General features: G+C 57.9%; 16 protein-coding genes. 9 read left to right on the top strand and 7 right to left on the bottom strand.

Going from position 1 to position 17,735, the window contains the following annotated elements:
- Positions 1-119: 119 nt before the first annotated feature.
- From AC1MEE_RS27125 to AC1MEE_RS27110, 4 genes are all read right to left on the bottom strand, one after another.
- The gene (locus AC1MEE_RS27125; RefSeq protein WP_480412557.1) at positions 120-323 is read right to left on the bottom strand and encodes a hypothetical protein; all 204 of its coding nucleotides are present in this window, start codon (positions 321-323) and stop codon (positions 120-122) included.
- Positions 324-480: 157 nt separating this feature from the next.
- Positions 481-1,587, bottom strand: coding sequence for an agmatine deiminase (aguA, locus tag AC1MEE_RS27120; RefSeq protein ID WP_480412556.1), 1,107 nt, complete (start codon positions 1,585-1,587; stop codon positions 481-483).
- Positions 1,588-1,592: 5 nt separating this feature from the next.
- A complete protein-coding gene (aguB, locus tag AC1MEE_RS27115; RefSeq protein ID WP_480412555.1) occupies positions 1,593-2,471 on the bottom strand; it encodes an N-carbamoylputrescine amidase in 879 nt (292 codons plus the stop codon).
- 221 nt (positions 2,472-2,692) lie between these two features.
- Complete coding sequence (locus AC1MEE_RS27110; protein ID WP_480412554.1) at positions 2,693-5,605, bottom strand: aminotransferase; 2,913 nt, start codon at positions 5,603-5,605, stop codon at positions 2,693-2,695.
- A gap of 296 nt (positions 5,606-5,901) precedes the next feature.
- Between AC1MEE_RS27110 and AC1MEE_RS27105 the strand changes: the two genes are divergently transcribed.
- From AC1MEE_RS27105 to AC1MEE_RS27095, 3 genes are all read left to right on the top strand, one after another.
- The gene (locus AC1MEE_RS27105; RefSeq protein WP_480412553.1) at positions 5,902-6,399 is read left to right on the top strand and encodes an Hcp family type VI secretion system effector; all 498 of its coding nucleotides are present in this window, start codon (positions 5,902-5,904) and stop codon (positions 6,397-6,399) included.
- A 5-nt stretch (positions 6,400-6,404) separates the two neighbouring features.
- Entirely contained in the window at positions 6,405-7,649 is a 1,245-nt protein-coding gene (locus tag AC1MEE_RS27100) for a peptidoglycan recognition protein family protein (RefSeq protein WP_480412552.1), read from the top strand.
- Positions 7,650-8,122: 473 nt separating this feature from the next.
- A complete protein-coding gene (locus tag AC1MEE_RS27095) occupies positions 8,123-8,590 on the top strand; it encodes a hypothetical protein (RefSeq protein WP_480412551.1) in 468 nt (155 codons plus the stop codon).
- 319 nt (positions 8,591-8,909) lie between these two features.
- Here the strand turns inward: AC1MEE_RS27095 and AC1MEE_RS27090 are convergent, their stop codons facing one another.
- Positions 8,910-9,437 (bottom strand): BRO-N domain-containing protein, encoded by a 528-nt coding sequence (locus tag AC1MEE_RS27090; RefSeq protein WP_480412550.1) that lies wholly within the window; start codon positions 9,435-9,437, stop codon positions 8,910-8,912.
- A 469-nt stretch (positions 9,438-9,906) separates the two neighbouring features.
- On the opposite strand from AC1MEE_RS27090, the gene rfbB reads away from it, so the two are divergent.
- The 6 genes from rfbB (at position 9,907) to AC1MEE_RS27060 (ending at position 16,236) form a co-directional block, all read left to right on the top strand.
- Positions 9,907-10,995, top strand: coding sequence for a dTDP-glucose 4,6-dehydratase (gene rfbB, locus AC1MEE_RS27085; RefSeq protein WP_480412549.1), 1,089 nt, complete (start codon positions 9,907-9,909; stop codon positions 10,993-10,995).
- Entirely contained in the window at positions 10,992-11,867 is an 876-nt protein-coding gene (gene rfbA, locus AC1MEE_RS27080; RefSeq protein ID WP_480412548.1) for a glucose-1-phosphate thymidylyltransferase RfbA, read from the top strand. Before rfbB ends, rfbA begins: the two co-directional genes overlap by 4 nt.
- On the top strand, positions 11,864-12,409 hold the full coding sequence (gene rfbC, locus AC1MEE_RS27075; RefSeq protein WP_480412547.1) for a dTDP-4-dehydrorhamnose 3,5-epimerase: 546 nt from the start codon (positions 11,864-11,866) through the stop codon (positions 12,407-12,409). Before rfbA ends, rfbC begins: the two co-directional genes overlap by 4 nt.
- A gap of 159 nt (positions 12,410-12,568) precedes the next feature.
- Complete coding sequence (locus AC1MEE_RS27070) at positions 12,569-14,383, top strand: sensor histidine kinase (RefSeq protein ID WP_480412546.1); 1,815 nt, start codon at positions 12,569-12,571, stop codon at positions 14,381-14,383.
- Positions 14,380-15,765 carry a sigma-54-dependent transcriptional regulator gene (locus tag AC1MEE_RS27065; RefSeq protein ID WP_480412545.1) on the top strand — a complete coding sequence of 462 codons (1,386 nt, stop codon included), beginning with the start codon at positions 14,380-14,382 and terminating at the stop codon, positions 15,763-15,765. The genes AC1MEE_RS27070 and AC1MEE_RS27065 overlap by 4 nt, the downstream gene beginning before the upstream one ends.
- Before the next feature lie 15 nt (positions 15,766-15,780).
- On the top strand, positions 15,781-16,236 hold the full coding sequence (locus tag AC1MEE_RS27060) for a thioesterase domain-containing protein (protein WP_480412544.1): 456 nt from the start codon (positions 15,781-15,783) through the stop codon (positions 16,234-16,236).
- 42 nt (positions 16,237-16,278) lie between these two features.
- Here the strand turns inward: AC1MEE_RS27060 and cysQ are convergent, their stop codons facing one another.
- Together cysQ and nudE are read right to left on the bottom strand one after the other, a co-directional pair.
- Complete coding sequence (gene cysQ, locus AC1MEE_RS27055) at positions 16,279-17,127, bottom strand: 3'(2'),5'-bisphosphate nucleotidase CysQ (RefSeq protein WP_480416355.1); 849 nt, start codon at positions 17,125-17,127, stop codon at positions 16,279-16,281.
- Positions 17,128-17,135: 8 nt separating this feature from the next.
- On the bottom strand, positions 17,136-17,702 hold the full coding sequence (gene nudE, locus AC1MEE_RS27050; RefSeq protein ID WP_480412543.1) for an ADP compounds hydrolase NudE: 567 nt from the start codon (positions 17,700-17,702) through the stop codon (positions 17,136-17,138).
- Between the last annotated feature and the right edge of the window lie 33 nt (positions 17,703-17,735).

Raw genomic sequence — 17,735 nt, 5'->3', positions numbered from 1 at the left:
CGAACGGCCCACACGGTGTGTCTGACACACACCACAAAAAACGCCCCAGCCAAACCGGGGCGTTTTTCATCAGAGCCTGTCCTGACCGCGTGTCAGCAGGGGTGTCCGTTTTTAGATACTCAGCGATCCAGAATCCGCAGCAATACTTCCAGCTCGGCTTCGCTGATCAGCCCGGCCGGGTAGCGTGCCATGAGCAGCTGCCGTGAATCTGGCTTTGGTGCCTTGGATGTTCTGGTTGTCCTTAACCAGTCCGCCATCATCTGACGTGCTTCGCTACTTGCAGATGAACCGCGAGCAACCTGCTGCTCCATACCTGCGTTCATGTGGGACAACCTCTTGAGTCTTGAGCGGCTAAATGTACCTGTGCTTTATGACAGCCCCGCGAAGGGCAGTACGGAGTCAACGAATCGGCGCTGAAGCTCCCGTTAACAAAAAAGCCCATCGATTGATGGGCTTTTGGATAGCAAGAACGAGACCAACTCAGCCCTTATGCGGTGCCGGTTGTTGCTGAGTCAGGCAGTGGATATTGCCGCCACCGAGCAACAGCTCACGACCTGGCACCATGACGACTTCATGCTCGGGGAACAGGCGTTGCAAAATCTCACGCGCCGTTTCATCGAGCGGATCGTCAAAGCCCGGCGCAATCAGGCCGCCATTGACGATCAGGAAGTTGACATAAGAGCCGGCCAGACGCACCGAAGCGTTGCGCTCCTGGGTACCGTGCACCTGATCGACGCCTGCGCACTCTTCTTCGGTCGCGAACAATGGGCCGGGAATCGGCATCTTGTGCACGACAAACGCTCGACCTTTGGCATCGCGAGCGTTTTCCAGGACCCTCATCGCCGCCTGACAGCGCGGGTAGTTGGGGTCTTTCGGATCATCGGTCCAGGCCAGTAACACTTCACCAGGCCGCACGTAGCAACAAAAGTTATCCACATGACCGTCGGTTTCGTCGTTGTACAGGCCATCCGGAAGCCAAATGATCTTCTCCACCGACAACTGATCACGCAGTACCGCTTCGATCTCTTCGCGCGACAGGTGCGGATTGCGGTTGCGATTGAGCAGGCATTCTTCGGTAGTGATGACCGTGCCTTCACCGTCGACATGAATCGAACCGCCCTCGAGCACGAAACCTTCAGTCTCGTAACGCGGGCTGCGTTCGATCTCAAGAATCTTGCTGGCGACTTGCTCGTCAAGGTTCCACGGCGAATACAGACCACCGTCGAAACCGCCCCAGGCGTTGAAGCACCAGTCGATGCCGCGCACTTCGCCCTTGTCATTAATGACGAAGGTCGGACCGGTGTCACGAACCCAGGCGTCGTTGTTGCTCAATTCCACGACGCGAATGTTCGGCACGTCGAGCTGGGCACGGGCGTTGTCGTACTGCGCGGCGGACACGCCGACCGTCACCGGTTCGAAGCGGGCGATGGCTTTGGCGAGCGCAACGTGCGCGCGCTGTACCGGTTTGCCGCCCAGGCGCCAGTTGTCAGGGCGCTCGGGCCAGATCATCCAGGTCTGGGTCTGCTGCGCCCATTCGGCCGGCATGTAGAAACCATCGGCCCGTGGTGTGCTTTTCAGCGTGGTCATGGCGATCAGGACTCCAGGGAACCGTCGAGCGTTTTGATTGCGCCGTACAGGTTTGGACGACGATCGCGGAACGAGCCCCAGGCGCTGCGGGTGTGCTCAAGTTCGTCGAGGTCGAAACTGTGGACCAGCACGCCTTCTTCGGTTTCGTTGAGCTCTGCGACTTTTTCACCGAACTGGTTGGCGATGAACGACGAGCCATAGAAGGTGATGTCGTAGCCGTCTTGCTCTTCGTTACCGATACGGTTGCTGGCGATCAACGGCATCAGGTTGGCGCCGGCATGGCCCTGTTGCACACGCTGCCAGTGGTCACGGGAGCTGATGGTCTTGTCGTGCGGCTCGCTGCCGATGGCGGTCGGGTAGAACAGAATTTCCGCACCCAGCAACGCCATGCTGCGGGCACACTCCGGGAACCACTGATCCCAGCAAATGCCCACGCCGATTTTCGCGTAACGGGTCTGCCAGACTTTAAAGCCAGTGTCGCCCGGGTTGAAGTAGTACTTCTCGTGATAGCCAGGGCCATCCGGGATGTGGCTTTTGCGATAAATCCCGAGATTGGTGCCGTCGGCATCGAGGATCACGATGCTGTTAAAACGCGCACGGCCCGCCAGTTCAAAGAAGCTGATCGGCAATACGACTTTCAATTCTTTGGCGATTTTCTGGAAGTGCTTGATAGCGACGTTCTCTTCCAGCGGCGTGGCCAACTGCAGGTAGTCCGGGTTCGGTTTCTGGCAGAAATACGGCGTTTCGAACAGTTCCTGAATCAGGATGATCTGCGCGCCCTTGGCAGCGGCTTCGCGCACCAGCTTCTCAGCGGTCTCGATGTTCGCTTCAAGATCCCAGGAACAGGCCATCTGGGTGGCGGCGACAGTAACGATACGGCTCATGGAAAACTCCTCCTGGGCAAATAGGGTGGGGTCATCACATTAACAGACGACCCATGACAATCTGATCGACTTTATAGCCGATAAAAATCGACTTTGGAAGGGTGATTTGATGGGCGGAAGAAGTAATCAGGGATTTAAGCCGATAACAATCGACAAACCGCGCAGCCCTCTTCGCAGGCAAGCCTGCGAAGAGGCCACTGCGATCACAAAATCATTTTTGGTCAGCCAATTTCATCCAACACCTTCGACACCCTATTCACAAAGAAATCCACACTCTGCCGGGTGGTGCACATCGGCGGCTTGATCTTGAGAATGTTCAGGTAGTCGCCGGTGGGCTGCATGAAGATCCCCAGTTCACGCAGGCGATCACACAGGTAGGCTGTTTCTTCAGTGGCTGGCTCCAGGGTCTCGCGGTCGCGGATCAGCTCCACGCCCAGATAAAAGCCCGAGCCGTGCACCGCGCCGACTAATGGATGTTTATCGATCAAGGCTTCGAGGCGCGCTTTGAAGTGGTCACCCACCACTTGGGCGTTTTCCCATAATTTTTCCTGGTCCATCACATCGAGTACGGCCAGGCCGATGCGGCAACTGACCGGGCTGCCGCCCGCCGAGGAGAAGAAGTAACCCTCGGCTTCCAGCGCTTCGGCGATTTCCCGACGGGTAATGACAGCGCCCAATGGGTGACCGTTGCCCATGCCCTTGGCCATGGTGATGATGTCCGGCACCACGCCCTGCTCTTCAAAACCCCAGAAGTAGTGACCCAAGCGGCCATAGCCGACCTGCACCTCGTCGGCGATACACACGCCGCCCTGCGCACGGACCTTGGCGTACACCTGCTGCAAATAGCCCGGAGGCAGGGAAATCCCCCCGGCGTTGCCGTACACCGGCTCGCAGATAAAGCCAGCGACCTGGCGTTTCTGTTCGGCCAGTTTTGCCAGGTTATGTTCGACGCTGCGCACATAATCCGGCGCGCTGTCGCTACCACGGAACTCGCCACGGTAGGTGTTTGGCGCCGTCACTGGATGCACCCAGTCCGGTCGCGTACTTAGCGCCTTTGGGTTGTCGGCAATCGAGGTGGAGATGGCGTCGGTCGCCACCGACCAGCCGTGATAAGCCTCCAACACGCTGAGCATGTCGCGCCCGCCGCTGTAGGCCCAGGCCAGGCGAATCGCCAAGTCATTGGCTTCGGTGCCGCTGTTGACCAGAAACACCCGATCCATGGAATCCGGCGCCAGCTCCAGCAAACGCTCGGAGAATTCGGCGATGGCGGCGTAATGAAAGCGCGAGTTGGTATTGAGCAACGACCATTGCCGGCCGGCTTCGGCAGCCATACGCGGATGACCGTGACCCAACACCGCGACGTTGTTGAGCATGTCCAGATAAGACCGGCCCCGCATGTCGATCAGGTGATTGCGCCAGCCCCGCTCGATCTGCGGCGGATCCTGGTAATAGTGCTTCTGCGACCGGGCGAAACTGGCATCGCGGCGCGCCAGCAGTTTCGCGGCGTCTTCAATCGGTGGCGCATCGCACTCGAAATCCAGCAGCGCGGAAGGTGAAGGGCACAACGCTTGCCAGGCCGGCGCCCAAGAAGGTGTGCTGAACAACGGCGGGCTGATATCGGTCACGCGACACAGCTGAATCATCAGCGAGCCACTGCTCTCGCCCAACGCCTGGCCTGCAAGCACGGTGCTGCCCGAGTCCAACGGCGAGGTTACACCCCATAGACGCAGGCTCATCTGCTCACCGACCAGCCATAGCGCAGCATCGGCGGTCAGGCGCAACGTCCCGAAGAATGGTGCGTGCAGCGCGGTGCCCGAAGGGACATGCAGTTCGACATGCAAGGCGCAGGTGTCAGGCTCTTGGGCGCTGTCGGGCACGGTGCGCGACAACCGGTATTCACCGTAACGGGTCGCGGCCAGGCCATTCGCCACCCCGGCTTCGGTCAACAAGCGCTCATCAATACCGCTTTGCTCCCAGTTGCCGGCGTCGAAATGCGGGCTGAGTACGCCCAGATCGACCCTCGTGAATGTCTGCCCTTTCAAGCTCGGTAGCAGCGGCTCAAAGGTTGCAGCGCCGTTCTCGGGTCGAGCAAACCCGACGCTGGCCAGAATCGCCGCTTCCATCAACTCAAGGGGCACCGAGGTGGCGACATCGAAAATGCCCCACTCGCTCTGCAAATTGGCCTGAATATAGGTGTTGTGCGGTTCGATGCTGGCCTGCTGTTCGCTGCTGAGCACCAGCACCGCCGCCCGCGAGACGATCAATGGCCACAGCGCCTGCAATTCTTCGCGTTGCAGCGGATTGATCGCCTGATACGCCTGAATCGCCGGCAAGATGTACAGCGGATCGCCGTCGGCATGGTGCAGCAGCGCCGCGCACGTCACCGACAGATCGGCCACTCGCCAGGTGGTGACCAGATCACCAAAATCGATCAACCCTTGCAACTGCCATTGACGCTGCTGATCGCGCTGCCAGACCACGTTATATTCGGTGATATCCATATGAATCGCTTGCACCGGTAGCTTCGCCACCAGCGGGCGCAAACGCCGTTGCGCCTGCTCGGAGGCGTGTGCAAGGAAGGCGCGTTCTTCGGGTTTTTTGAGGACGGGTAATAAATGCTTGATCAATGCGTCGGCATGCCGAGGATCCCATTGCAGGGTGCGCTCCAGGCCCGCATGTTGAAAGCTCGCCAGCGCCAGATCGACCTGAGCACACAGCTCGCCCAGGCCTACCACCACATCACGATTCAGGTGGCTCAGATGCGCCAGCGACTGCCCGTCGATGAACTCCAGTAACCGCGCCTGCACCGCCCGCCCACCGATCTCAAGCGACAGCAGCTCTTCGCCATTGCTCGCCTTGATCACCCGAGGCACCCGCAACCCCGGCGTCGAACCCAAATGCGCCAACGCCGCGTGCTGCGCCTGAAGCTCCAGCGGCGAATAATCGCCGTGGCAGATTTTCAAGACATAACGACCCGCATCACTGTCGAGCAAATAGTTGCGATCCTGCTGACTGCCCAGCTCCTTAAGCGTGCCGCTCAGCCCGTAATGCTGCTCAAGCAATTGCAACGCCTGCACGGCGCTGACCTCAGGGCACGGCAGGCTGGAACGGTGAATCAACGTGGCGAGCGGCATAACGACCTCAACGGTTCTTGTTAGCCGCTTATATCGCCAGTTGAGTGGGCGATGTGCAAGTGTTGTGTTCAGAAAAAACTACAGGGATGAGTGGGTGGGTAGTCCCCGTAGCAGGTGAATTGAAAGCTAATCACTGATTTTGGCTGGTAGGAAACTTCTTATTTTCTGACTCATCTTCCTGAACGATTTGAGTGATCCACGAGCTATTGCTGTAAGGCGCTTCTGGATTTTCGTGTCGATGATCCGATCAAGTTTGTGGCTGCTAGGGTTTCGCAATTCCAGTCAGGAGCATCCCAATGCCAATTCCCGCCTACATGACAATCAAAGGATCAAGACAAGGTCTGATCAGCGCCGGCGCCCTCAGCCAGGACTCCGTCGGCAACGCCTGGCAACAAGGCCGTGAAGACCAGATTCTGGTTCAGGCGCTGAACCACGGAATATTCGTGCCGGACGGTGCGCGTTCCGGCCACCCGAGGCACAAGCCCTTGGTCATCACCAAGGTGATCGACAAATCCTCGCCCCTGATCAATAACGCCCTGTGCAGCGGAGAAGTACTGCTCACCTGTCAGGTGGAGTGGTACCGAATCTCGGGTCATGGAACGCTTGAGCATTTCTACACCATGGAGCTGACGGGCGCGGTCATCGTCGGTGCCGAAGTCGTGATGCCGCATTGCCAAGACCTGAGTAGCGCTCACCTCACCCAGTTGGAAAAGGTGTATTTCGCTTACCAACGTATTTCCTGGCGGCACGAGATAAGCAGAACCATGGGCTTCGATGAGTGGCAGGAAGAGTGACGGGTATGAAATTAATACGCTGCCTGCACCCGTCATCGGACGAACTGAAACACGCCTATTCCACCGAAGAAGCACTAACACTCGTCAAGCAGGCCCTTGAGTACCGCGAAACCATCGACGGCATGGAGGAGCTTCGAGGCGATCTGATGATCAACATCGACAGCGAGGTGTTGGACCAGATCACTCGGGGCGAATGGCTGCTGATCAAGGACGAAGCGTATTACTTCGATTGGGGACGGTTTGATAAAGCTGTGAACGTACAGCTGCGGTTGTACAGGGCAATGGAACTGATTAATGCTCCTTCTGCGCCTAAAAAACGCTATGGCCAAGTGTTCAAGGTTACCCATAGTGAGACGGGTGAACCCCTTGTTCGCCGGCGTTACATCGCCACCGTAGGCGCGAAAAGCAGTGAGCGCTTCACCGATGATAGCGGGTTGGCGCATGTGCCTGCGCAGTCGGAGGGAGAACCTATATCCATACAGGTTGCATTTAGTACGCCTGCCCGAGAGCTAAAAGAACTGTTGAAGGAAACACCGGAGAGCGCCAGGTTCGTCACGACTGTGAAGGCGTGTGAATTCAAGTTTAACGTTCCAACCCACAGCATTACCGTGAATGACCGGGCGATGACTCGGGAATTTATTCTCAATGAAATGGACATCGCTGGTTTTACAGTTCGGGAGCGATCGGAGTGGAGAGCACATAAAGCCAAGGAGGGAATGGACAAGGACTGGGATTATTCAATGATTGCCCTGCATCATGCAGGTCGAACCTATGGGTGCGGAAATTTTGGTGCCCTAGCAATGAAAAAAGCTCAAAATAAACACCTTGGTAGAGGGTATGACGATATTGGGTATCACTTTGGGATTGACTGTGCTGGCCAGGTTTTCGAAGGGCGTGATATTCGGTCGAAAGGATCCGGCGTTGAGTTCTATAATACTGGTCTTATAGGAATAGTACTGTTAGAGGACTTGACTGTACTGGGCGAAGTTGACGATTGGCTTGAATGGTGGCGTGACCAGATGGAGTTCTGGAAGCATGAGACTCAAAACACTCCGCCCGCCATACAAGTTGAAGCCGCGCTTGCTCTAATTGGAGTATTACGGCAGGTATTTCCCATAGAAGTTTTGGGTGGGCATAGGGAATATCCAAATCAGAAAGGAGAGGACAGGTTTTGCCCAGGTGATACAGGTATGGAGTTGGTGAAGACCCTGAAGGGTAATACAGGCCTTAAGGGTCCTTCCATCCCATGAAGATATTCTCTATAACAGCCGCATTGATTTTGCTTGCCAGCCTAAACATTGGCTATTACACGTCCGCTGGAATGCATGGACCAGTCGAAATGCATTTTTTTATCAAAAGGGCACCAACCCTGCAGATAAAATTTACTAATCTATTTGCCAAGTCTGGCGACTATCCAAGGTTTGGACGTTTGAGTGAGACTGAAAAGCGGCACATACAAGATTATTGTAAGTACCGGCTCGGAATTGAAACAAATCTCCAGAGTGAAGAAGAGATGATGCAATGCAGCGCTCTCTAAGGGGAGTCGGGCAAGGGTGGTATTGGTTTGGATTACTCCCACACTCCAACGTGGGAACGATCAAATATTCAGTAAATCGTCACGAGAAAAACTGTACTCGCTTCTGTTGATATAAAACAATGTAGCAAGCTCTAAAGGTTTATCCGGCCCTGAAAGCAAAAACCAGTACACGTTAAAGGTCAAGTAATGCGACTATTCCAACTGCCACCTTTGCAGCAAAGACACCACTTCATCATTTGGGGATCGCTCGACGCCCTGTGGGTTATCTTGTATTGCCTTTTCAGTCTGCAGCATAACCAGCTCCCCTACATCTCTGATTATCAAGAGCTGCGAAATTGGGAGCTCAGTGATACGTTTGAAGATGAGCGATATTGGACGACTCCGCAATTCGCAGCTTTATGTCTGTTCAATATATCTATGGCGGCCTCAAGTCTGTTGTTCTTTTTGAATGATAGAGCAGTCCGATATGTCGCTTATGCACAATTACCGTTCCGCTTGGTGTTTTTATTTGTACTCAGCGTGGCAGTATTAATGGGCAAGTTCTGGCTGGCGCAATTGTTTCTCGGGTTCATCGTTGTTCTGATCGCTGCCATTGAGGCACGAAAGATTTGTTATTTTGTCAGCGCTGGAACTACAGCCTGCCGAGACCAATAAGGCAACGAGGACGGAACTATTTATCCGTGGCAGGAAGGTCGTACCGGTCGAGCGTGACCCCGGCCTTTCGCAGCCTTCGGCAGCTCTTATCAAACAACCTGTAACTGATTGAAATATAAGGGTGGTTTTCTACAGTCTGTAGGAGCTGACTTGTCTGCGAAGGCCATGCGGCGCGGTGTGTCTGGTAGACCGTGTTGTAGGGTCTTCGCAGACAAGTCAGCTCCTACGCCCTTCGGGCAGAAGCGGGACCGGGTTTGCTGTGTGACAGCGCGGCGCCAAAGACGGAGCGGGTCCTCCTGCAGTTGATCGAGTTTGCTGTTTACCACGCAGCACGCGCGCCCAATCTCAATCCCCGCTTCACCTTCCCCCACCATCCACTCGCGTACCCCACCTCATCCCGCCCCGGCAACAGACTCGGCATGTCCCTTAACCGAATCCAAGGCTCATTTCGCCAGTGCAGCACGCTCATCTCGGCGCCTTGCCATTCCAGCAAGCCGGGGGTGGGGGTGTTGTTCGAGGTTGGTGTGCTCGCCTCGCGCAGCAGCGGCAGGACGTGGTGGGTCAGCCACTGCCGCAGCTGTTGGTTTTCTGGATGGTGATGGTAGATCAGCAATGCGTAGACGGCGGATTCGCTGATCATTCGGGTTTCTTTGGCTTCGCCGTAGTAATTCAGCATCAGGTCGCAGCGTTGGTCGGGGGCGAGTTTGTTGGTGATGCGGTTTTCGAAAAACATGCCCATCATCCGCCCAAGGTCGCGGGCGCAGAACCAGGCTTGGCGTTCGAGGATGAGGCCGTGGAGTCGGAGTTTGTGGCGGGTGAAGACGTGGGGTTCGAAGAGCTGTTCCATGCTGTCTGTCCTTGTTGGCCTTTTTTGGAGGACCTGGGCGTCGGGAGCTAAGAACACCAACAACAGTGCCGGCATATTCCCCCGAAGGGTCTTGTATTAGCCGACTCCCGACATTACAGACGAGCAGGATACAAAATGCGCAGGCGATAAGTGGCCTTATCGCAGGCGCAAAAAAACCGCAGTCTGTCGTGGCGGGAGGAACGGTTGTTGAAGAGTTCTTAGGCTCTTGGGGCGGCATGATTCAACATGTGGGGTTGGCGGTCAACCCGACAGATGTCGGGGGTGGGGCGATTTGATGTAACGGTTTGATGCGGGCAGCTGGGGTTGCGGTAACGACGCGGGCCCTCCTCCCATGAGTTTCTTCATGGTCGTCCCCCTCTTCTCGATCAATCGCACTTGCACCCGTCCTCGCCTGCCGACAAGCTATGCCTCATCTGCTTGATGACCACCCAAGGAAGAAGGTAAACCCATGCGAATTCTTGTTACCGGCGGTGCTGGCTTTATTGGTTCGGCACTGATCCGCCATCTGATTCTGAATACCGATCACGAAGTCCTCAATTTCGACAAGCTCACCTATGCTGGCAATCTGGAATCGTTGCACAGCATCTCGACGATCAAGGCATCTCACTACGAGTTCGTGCAGGCCGATATCGTTGATCAGGCCAAGGTCGGTGCGGTGCTGGAGCGTTTTCAGCCTCACGCAATCATGCATTTGGCCGCCGAGTCCCATGTCGACCGTTCCATTGACGGACCGTCGGAGTTCATCCAGACCAACATCGTCGGCACCTACAGCTTGCTGGAGGCCACTCGCGCCTACTGGGCCAAGTTGCCGGAAGCCGAGCGTGCGGCGTTCCGTTTCCACCATATTTCCACCGATGAGGTGTACGGCGACCTGCACGGCGTCGATGACCTGTTCACCGAAACCACGCCTTACGCACCCAGCTCGCCCTATTCGGCCAGTAAAGCGGCGTCCGATCACTTGGTCAGGGCCTGGCATCGCACCTATGGTCTGCCGGTCGTCGTCACCAACTGCTCCAACAATTACGGGCCGTTCCACTTCCCGGAAAAGCTGATCCCGTTGGTGATCCTCAACGCCCTGGCCGGTAAGCCGCTACCGGTGTACGGCAATGGCCTGCAAGTGCGTGACTGGCTGTTCGTCGAAGATCATGCCCGCGCACTGCTCAAAGTGGTGACCGAAGGCGCTGTCGGTGAGACCTACAACATCGGCGGGCACAATGAGCAGAAAAACATCGATGTGGTGCGTGGCATCTGCGCGCTGCTCGAAGAACTGGCACCGGAGCGCCCTGCGGGCGTGGCGAATTTTGCTGACCTGATCACCTACGTGACCGATCGTCCGGGTCACGATATGCGCTATGCCATCGACGCCAGCAAGATCGAACGCGAGCTGGGCTGGACGCCGGAAGAAACCTTCGAATCGGGTCTGCGCAAAACCGTGCAATGGTATTTGGATAATCTAGACTGGTGCCAACGGGTCCAGGATGGCAGCTACCAAGGCGAACGACTGGGCTTCACCGACCTCAAGGACTTGATCGCATGATGAAAGGCATAGTTCTGGCAGGAGGCTCTGGCACGCGCCTGCATCCCATCACTCTAGGTGTTTCCAAGCAACTGCTGCCGATCTATGACAAACCGATGATCTATTATCCGATCTCGGTACTGATGCTGGCGGGCATTCGTGAAATCCTGATCATTTCCACCCCGCTGGACTTGCCGCAGTATCGCAACCTGCTGGGCGATGGCAGCCAGTTCGGCGTGCACTTTCACTACGCCGAACAACCCGCGCCAGACGGTCTGGCCCAGGCCTTTTTGATCGGCGAAGAGTTCATTGGCACTGACCCGGTCTGCCTGATACTGGGCGACAACATCTTCCACGGTCAGCATTTCAGCGAACAACTGCAAAGCGCGGCCGAGTACCCTAACGGCGCGACAGTCTTCGGCTATTGGGTCAAGGATCCGGAGCGTTTCGGCGTAATCGATTTCGATGAGGACGGCCGTGCGCTGTCCATCGAAGAAAAACCGAAAGCGCCGAAGTCCAGCTATGCCGTGACCGGTCTGTACTTCTACGACAACGATGTCATCCAGATCGCCAAAGCGGTGAAACCTTCTCATCGTGGCGAGCTGGAGATTACCGACGTCAACAATGCTTACCTGGAACGCGGCGATCTGCGAGTCGAGCGTTTCGGCCGTGGTTTTGCCTGGCTTGATACCGGTACTCACGACAGCTTGCTGGAAGCCTCGCAGTACGTTCAGACTATCGAGCATCGTCAGGGTCTGAAAGTCGCCTGCCTGGAAGAAATCTCGTATCAGAACGGCTGGATCGATCGCGAACAGCTGCTCAAGCGCGCCGACGCATTCGGCAAAACCGGCTACGGCCAATACCTGTTCAAGCTTGCTGAGGAACGCCAATGAATGTGATTGCCTGTGAACTCCCCGGCGTCCTGATCCTTGAACCCAAGGTATTTGGCGACGAGCGCGGTTTCTTCTATGAAAGCTTCAATGCGCGGAGTTTCGAGCAAGCGACCGGACTTACCACCCAGTTTGTTCAGGACAACCATTCGCGCTCGCAAAAAGGCGTGCTTCGGGGCCTGCACTATCAGCTCGAACACACCCAAGGCAAATTGGTGCGGGTCACGGCGGGCGAAGTTCTCGATGTAGCGGTGGATATTCGTCGCAGCTCGCCAAACTTTGGCCGCTGGGTCAGCGTCCGGCTTTCCGCCGAGAACAATCGCCAGATGTGGGTTCCAGAGGGTTTTGCCCATGGTTTTCTGGTGCTCAGCGACTACGCCGAGTTCCTCTACAAGACGACCGACTACTACCTGCCCAGCGCCGAGCGCTGCATCCGTTGGGATGACCCTGATCTGGGAATCGACTGGCAGCTCACCGACACACCCAAACTGTCGGCCAAGGATCAAAGCGGCAAAAGTCTGAAAGAGGCCGATCTGTTCCCATAAAGCCGCCTTCCGAAAAACCACTGAGCATACTGATCAGCGGCCAGCACGAGCTGCAACGCAAATAGCAGGTGCAACAGCCCGATTGGCACAGTGCGTTGCTGGAGTGCTTAGCCAGTCAGCAGTAGGCATAATGCGTCGGACTATCCCGGCGCATTGTCTATGACCAATATTTCCACCGTTGCCCGACGCCCTCGCTGGCGCAGCCTTGCTCTGCTGGCGCTTTGTCTTGCGCCGCTGCTGTGGCCATTGCAGCGTCTGGCCGAGCGTTATTACGGCAACGAACTGGTCGACCAGAACCGCCAGACCCTGGATCTCTACGTCGCGAACCTGCTCGGCACTCTGCATCGTTATGAAGTGTTGCCACAGATTCTTAGCGATCTGCCAGCTCTGCGCGCCGCGTTGGTGAATCCGCAGCAAACGGTCACCCTGGACAACGCCAACCGGCTACTCAAGGACGTCTGCCAGCAGACCGGTGCTGAGGTGATGTACCTGATGGACCCTAGCGGTAAGACGCTGGCGGCGTCCAACTGGGACAAGCACGACAGCTTCGTGGGCCGTAATTTCGCCTTCCGTCCTTATTTCAGCGAAGCCATGGCCGGTCGCCTGGGGCGCTTTTTCGGCTTGGGCACGACGTCGGCCAAACGCGGCTATTTCTTCGCTGCTGCCGTGCACGATGGCGAGCAAGTGATTGGCGTGCTGGTGGTCAAAGTGGATTTGGATAACACCGAAACCTTGTGGGGCAAGACGCCGGAGCAATTGCTGCTGACCGATCACAACGGTGTGGTGATCCTGACCTCAAACCCGCAATGGCGCTTCCGTGCGACCCGTCCGCTGAGCGAGGACGAACAGAAAGCCATCACTGCCATCCAGCCCTATCCGACCCGCAACCCGAAACCGCTGAACCTCGATGAAAAGGCTTGGCTGACGCAAACCCAACACATCGACGAGACCGGCTGGAGCGTGAACATCCTCGCCCCTCGCGTGCTGATCGACCGGCCAGTACGCACGGTGGTCGCTGTCGGCGGTGCGACCCTGTTGGTGCTGATGTTGCTGCTGGGCCTGATGATGCAACGACGGCGGCATTACCTGGATCGCATTGCCTTCGAAGCCAAGGCCCGTCGCGAGTTGGAAATGCGCGTAATCGAACGTACCAGTGACCTTGAGGGCCTGAACAGCCGACTCAAACAAGAAGTGCTGGAACGCGAGCAGGCACAGCAAGAGTTGGTTCGTGCACAGGATGAATTGGTGCAGGCCGGCAAACTGTCGGCGCTGGGGACCATGTCGGCGAGCATCAGCCACGAGCTCAACCAGCCGCTGGCGGCGATCCGCAGTTACGCGGAAAACGCCGAAGTACTGCTCGACCACGAACGCACCGAAGACGCCCGAGGCAACCTCAAGCTGATCAGCGAGCTGACCGGGCGCATGGCGTCGATCATCGCTCATTTGCGCGCCTTCGCCCGTCGCGATCGGCATGCACCGGAAAGTGTCGCTCTGCAACCGGCGCTGGATGACGCCCTCGCGTTGCTGGCCAAACGCCGTCGGGCGATGGAAGTCGAACTGATCCGCGACCTGCCGGACGCCACATTATGGGTTCAGGCAGGAGAGACCCGCTTGCGTCAGGTGCTGGGCAATCTGTTGGCCAACGCCCTCGATGCGCTCACCGAAAAAGGCCCTCCACGCAAACTGTGGCTGAGTGCCGAACAGACCGCTGAAGGCGTCAATCTGTATATTCGTGACAACGGTCCGGGGTTTTCCAAAGAAGCACTGACCCACGCCCGTGAACCGTTTTTCACCACCAAGACCCGCACTCAGGGTTTGGGCCTCGGCCTGGCGATTTGCGATACGCTGATGCGGGCGCTGGGCGGTGAGTTGTTGTTCGCCAACCATCCCGACGGTGGCGCCCTGCTGACTCTGCGTCTGCGCGCCGGGGCGTCCGGGATCAGTCTTCAACCGCCAGAGGATCTATCTGCATGAGTACGGACCACGCCATCGACAGCCGGATTCAGGTCGTGCTGATCGACGACGACCCTCATCTGCGAGGCGCCCTCAGCCAGACCCTGGACCTCGCCGGCCTGAAAGTTCTGCCACTGACCGAAGCCAAGGGTCTGACCAGTCGCATTGAGCGCGACTGGCCCGGCGTGGTTGTCAGTGATATCCGCATGCCGGGCATGGACGGGCTCGAACTGCTCGCGCAACTGCACACCCAGGATCCGGAACTGCCCGTGCTGCTGATCACCGGCCACGGCGATGTGCCGCTGGCGGTGCAGGCCATGCGCGCCGGGGCCTATGACTTTCTGGAGAAACCCTTCGCCAGCGACGCCCTGCTCGACAGCGTGCGCCGCGCCCTCGATCTGCGCCGTCTGGTCCTGGATAACCGCAGCCTGCGCCTGGCCCTGAGTGATCGTCAGCAATTGAGCACACGGCTGATCGGCCAGTCCGCGCCGATGCTGCGTTTGCGCGAACAGATCGGCGCCCTCGCCGCAACCAGGGCTGACGTGCTGATCCTCGGTGAAACCGGTGCTGGCAAAGAAGTAGTCGCCCGCGCCTTGCACGACCTTTCCAGCCGTCGGGCCGGACCTTTTGTCGCGATCAACGCGGGCGCGCTGGCCGAATCCGTTGTCGAAAGTGAGTTGTTCGGGCATGAACCCGGCGCATTCACCGGGGCGCAAAAACGCCGGATCGGCAAGTTCGAATTCGCCAACGGGGGCACGCTGTTTCTCGATGAAATCGAAAGCATGAGCCTGGACGTGCAGGTCAAATTGCTGCGGTTGCTGCAAGAGCGTGTCGTCGAACGCCTGGGCGGCAATCAGCAGATCCCGCTGGATATCCGCATCATCGCTGCGACCAAGGAGGACCTGCGTCAGGCCGCCGATCAAGGGCGGTTCCGCGCCGACTTGTATTACCGGTTGAATGTCGCGCCGCTGAAGATTCCGCCATTGCGCGAGCGCGGCGAAGATGCGTTGATGCTGTTCCAGCACTTCGCCGACTCGGCCAGTACGCGCCACGGCCTGCCTAAGCACGAGCTGCAACCGGGCCAGCGCGCCCTGCTGTTGCGCCACACCTGGCCGGGTAATGTGCGCGAACTGCAAAACGCTGCAGAGCGCTTTGCCCTTGGCCTGGAACTGGCGCTGGAAGGCAACGAAGCGCCGAATATGCCGAGCGCCGAGGGCGGCCTCAGCGAACAGGTTGAAAGCTTCGAGCGATCCTTGATTGCCGCTGAGCTGACACGCCCTCACAGCTCGGTGCGCAGCCTCGCCGAAGCGCTAGGGTTGCCACGCAAAACCCTGCACGACAAACTGCGTAAACACGGCTTGAGCTTTGGTGACAGCGGCAACGCTGCCGATGAAATCGATTGATCGCAAGGAACCGGCATGAATACCGAAAGCCGTCATCTGGAACGGGTGCTACATCAGGACATTCCGCTGACCCTCGCCATGGGCCTGAAAGTGCTGAGCTGGCACGAACGACAGCTGCGCCTGTACATGCCGCTGGACCCCAACATCAATCACAAAAGCACAATGTTCGGCGGAAGCCTGTATTGCGGCGCGGTGCTGGCCGGTTGGGGCTGGATGCATCTGCGCCTGCGAGAAGCGGGGATCGATGACGGGCACATCATCATTCAGGAAGGGCAGATCAGTTATCCGCTGCCGGTCACCAGCAATGCCATCGCCATTTGCGACGCGCCGGACGACACCGTCTGGGAGAGATTCCTGCGCACTTATGAACGTTATGGCCGGGCACGCCTGATCCTGCCCACACGCATCATCAATGTGGGCAACGAAGAGGCGGCGGTACGCTTCACCGGCCAATACGTGCTGCATCGTTAGGCCGACACAGAAACTTTGTGTCTGGCAAACATCCCACAGGTTTTATAGCCCGGATTTGGCCAGTTCCAGCAACTTGCTGCGCCATACGGCTTTGGCGGGAAGCGCCAGGAAGAACGGATTGAGCAGCGATTCACGCGGCGGATAACTGAACGTCTCGCCTGCCAGATCCAGCACTTCGCCACCGGCGCCTTCGAGCACGCCTTGAGCCGCGGCGGTGTCCCATTGCGAAGTGGGTGCCAGGCGCGGATAACAATCGGCGGCACCTTCGGCCAGCAGGCAGAACTTGAGTGAGCTGCCGATGTTGGCCAGCTGCAATTCACCCAGGCTTTCGGACAATCCTGCCAACAGACGCTCCTGTTCCGGGCTGGTGTGCCGGCGGCTGGCAACCACGGTAAACGCTTCGCCTGCTGCAGGCGCATCACGTACCGTGATCGGCGCGGCATGGTCTTCATCATCGCTGCGCCATGCGCCCAAACCCGCACCACCGAAATAGCAGCGATTGTTGGTTGGCATCGAGACCACGCCAAACACCACGCGGCCGTGTTCGATCAGGGCGATATTGACGGTGAACTCTTCGCTGCCGGAAATGAATTCCTTGGTGCCATCCAGCGGATCGACCAGCCACCAGCGCTGCCAGGTGGCGCGCTCGCTCAAGGGGATGTCGGCGTCTTCTTCAGACAGCACATGAATATCAGGCGCCAGCGCCTGCAAACCCGCGACCAATAAATGGTGGGCCGCCAGATCGGCGGCAGTGACTGGCGACGCATCGGCCTTGGCAACCACGGCCACATCCGCGCGCCAGTACGGCAGGATCACTTCGCCAGCACGTCGCGCCAGCTCGATGACCGGCGCCAACAACGGGTGCGGCAGGTCAGCGAATGCTTCAGTCAATGCGTCAGTCACGGTTGGAACTCCCCACGTTGGGTCAACAAGTCGCGCGCCAGATACAGCGCGGCCAAGGCCCGGCCTTCGCTGAACTGTGGATGCAGGATCAGGCTGGACAGCTCGCGCAAATTGACCTTATCGACGCGCATTGGCTCGGGCTCATCCCCCGGCAGGCTTTCTTCGTACAGATCGGTCGCCAGCACTACCTGAATTTTTTGGCTCATGTAACCGGGCGACAGCGACAGCTCGGTCAAATGCTCAAGCTGGTGAGCGCCAAACCCGGCTTCCTCCTTGAGCTCACGATTGGCCGCGGCCAGTATGTCTTCACCTGGCTCGATCAAGCCCTTGGGCAAGGACAACTCGTACTCGTCGGTGCCACCGCAGTATTCCTCGACCAATACCGCATGGTCGGCATCGAGCATCGCGACGATCATCACCGCACCATACCCGGCGCCTCGGCCCACCAGACGTTCGTAAGTGCGCTCGACTCCATTGGAAAAGCGTAATTGCAGCTCTTCGACGCGGAACAAGCGGCTACTGGCGACGATTTCGCGGGCGAGGACGGTGGGTTTCTGGCGCATAACAAGCTCCTTGGCGTGGACGGAGTACTATAC

The organism is Pseudomonas sp. ASL3 (assembly GCF_056680425.1).
The sequence above is the reverse complement of the archived record's forward strand: the minus strand, read 5'-3'. Positions and strand labels throughout refer to the sequence as shown.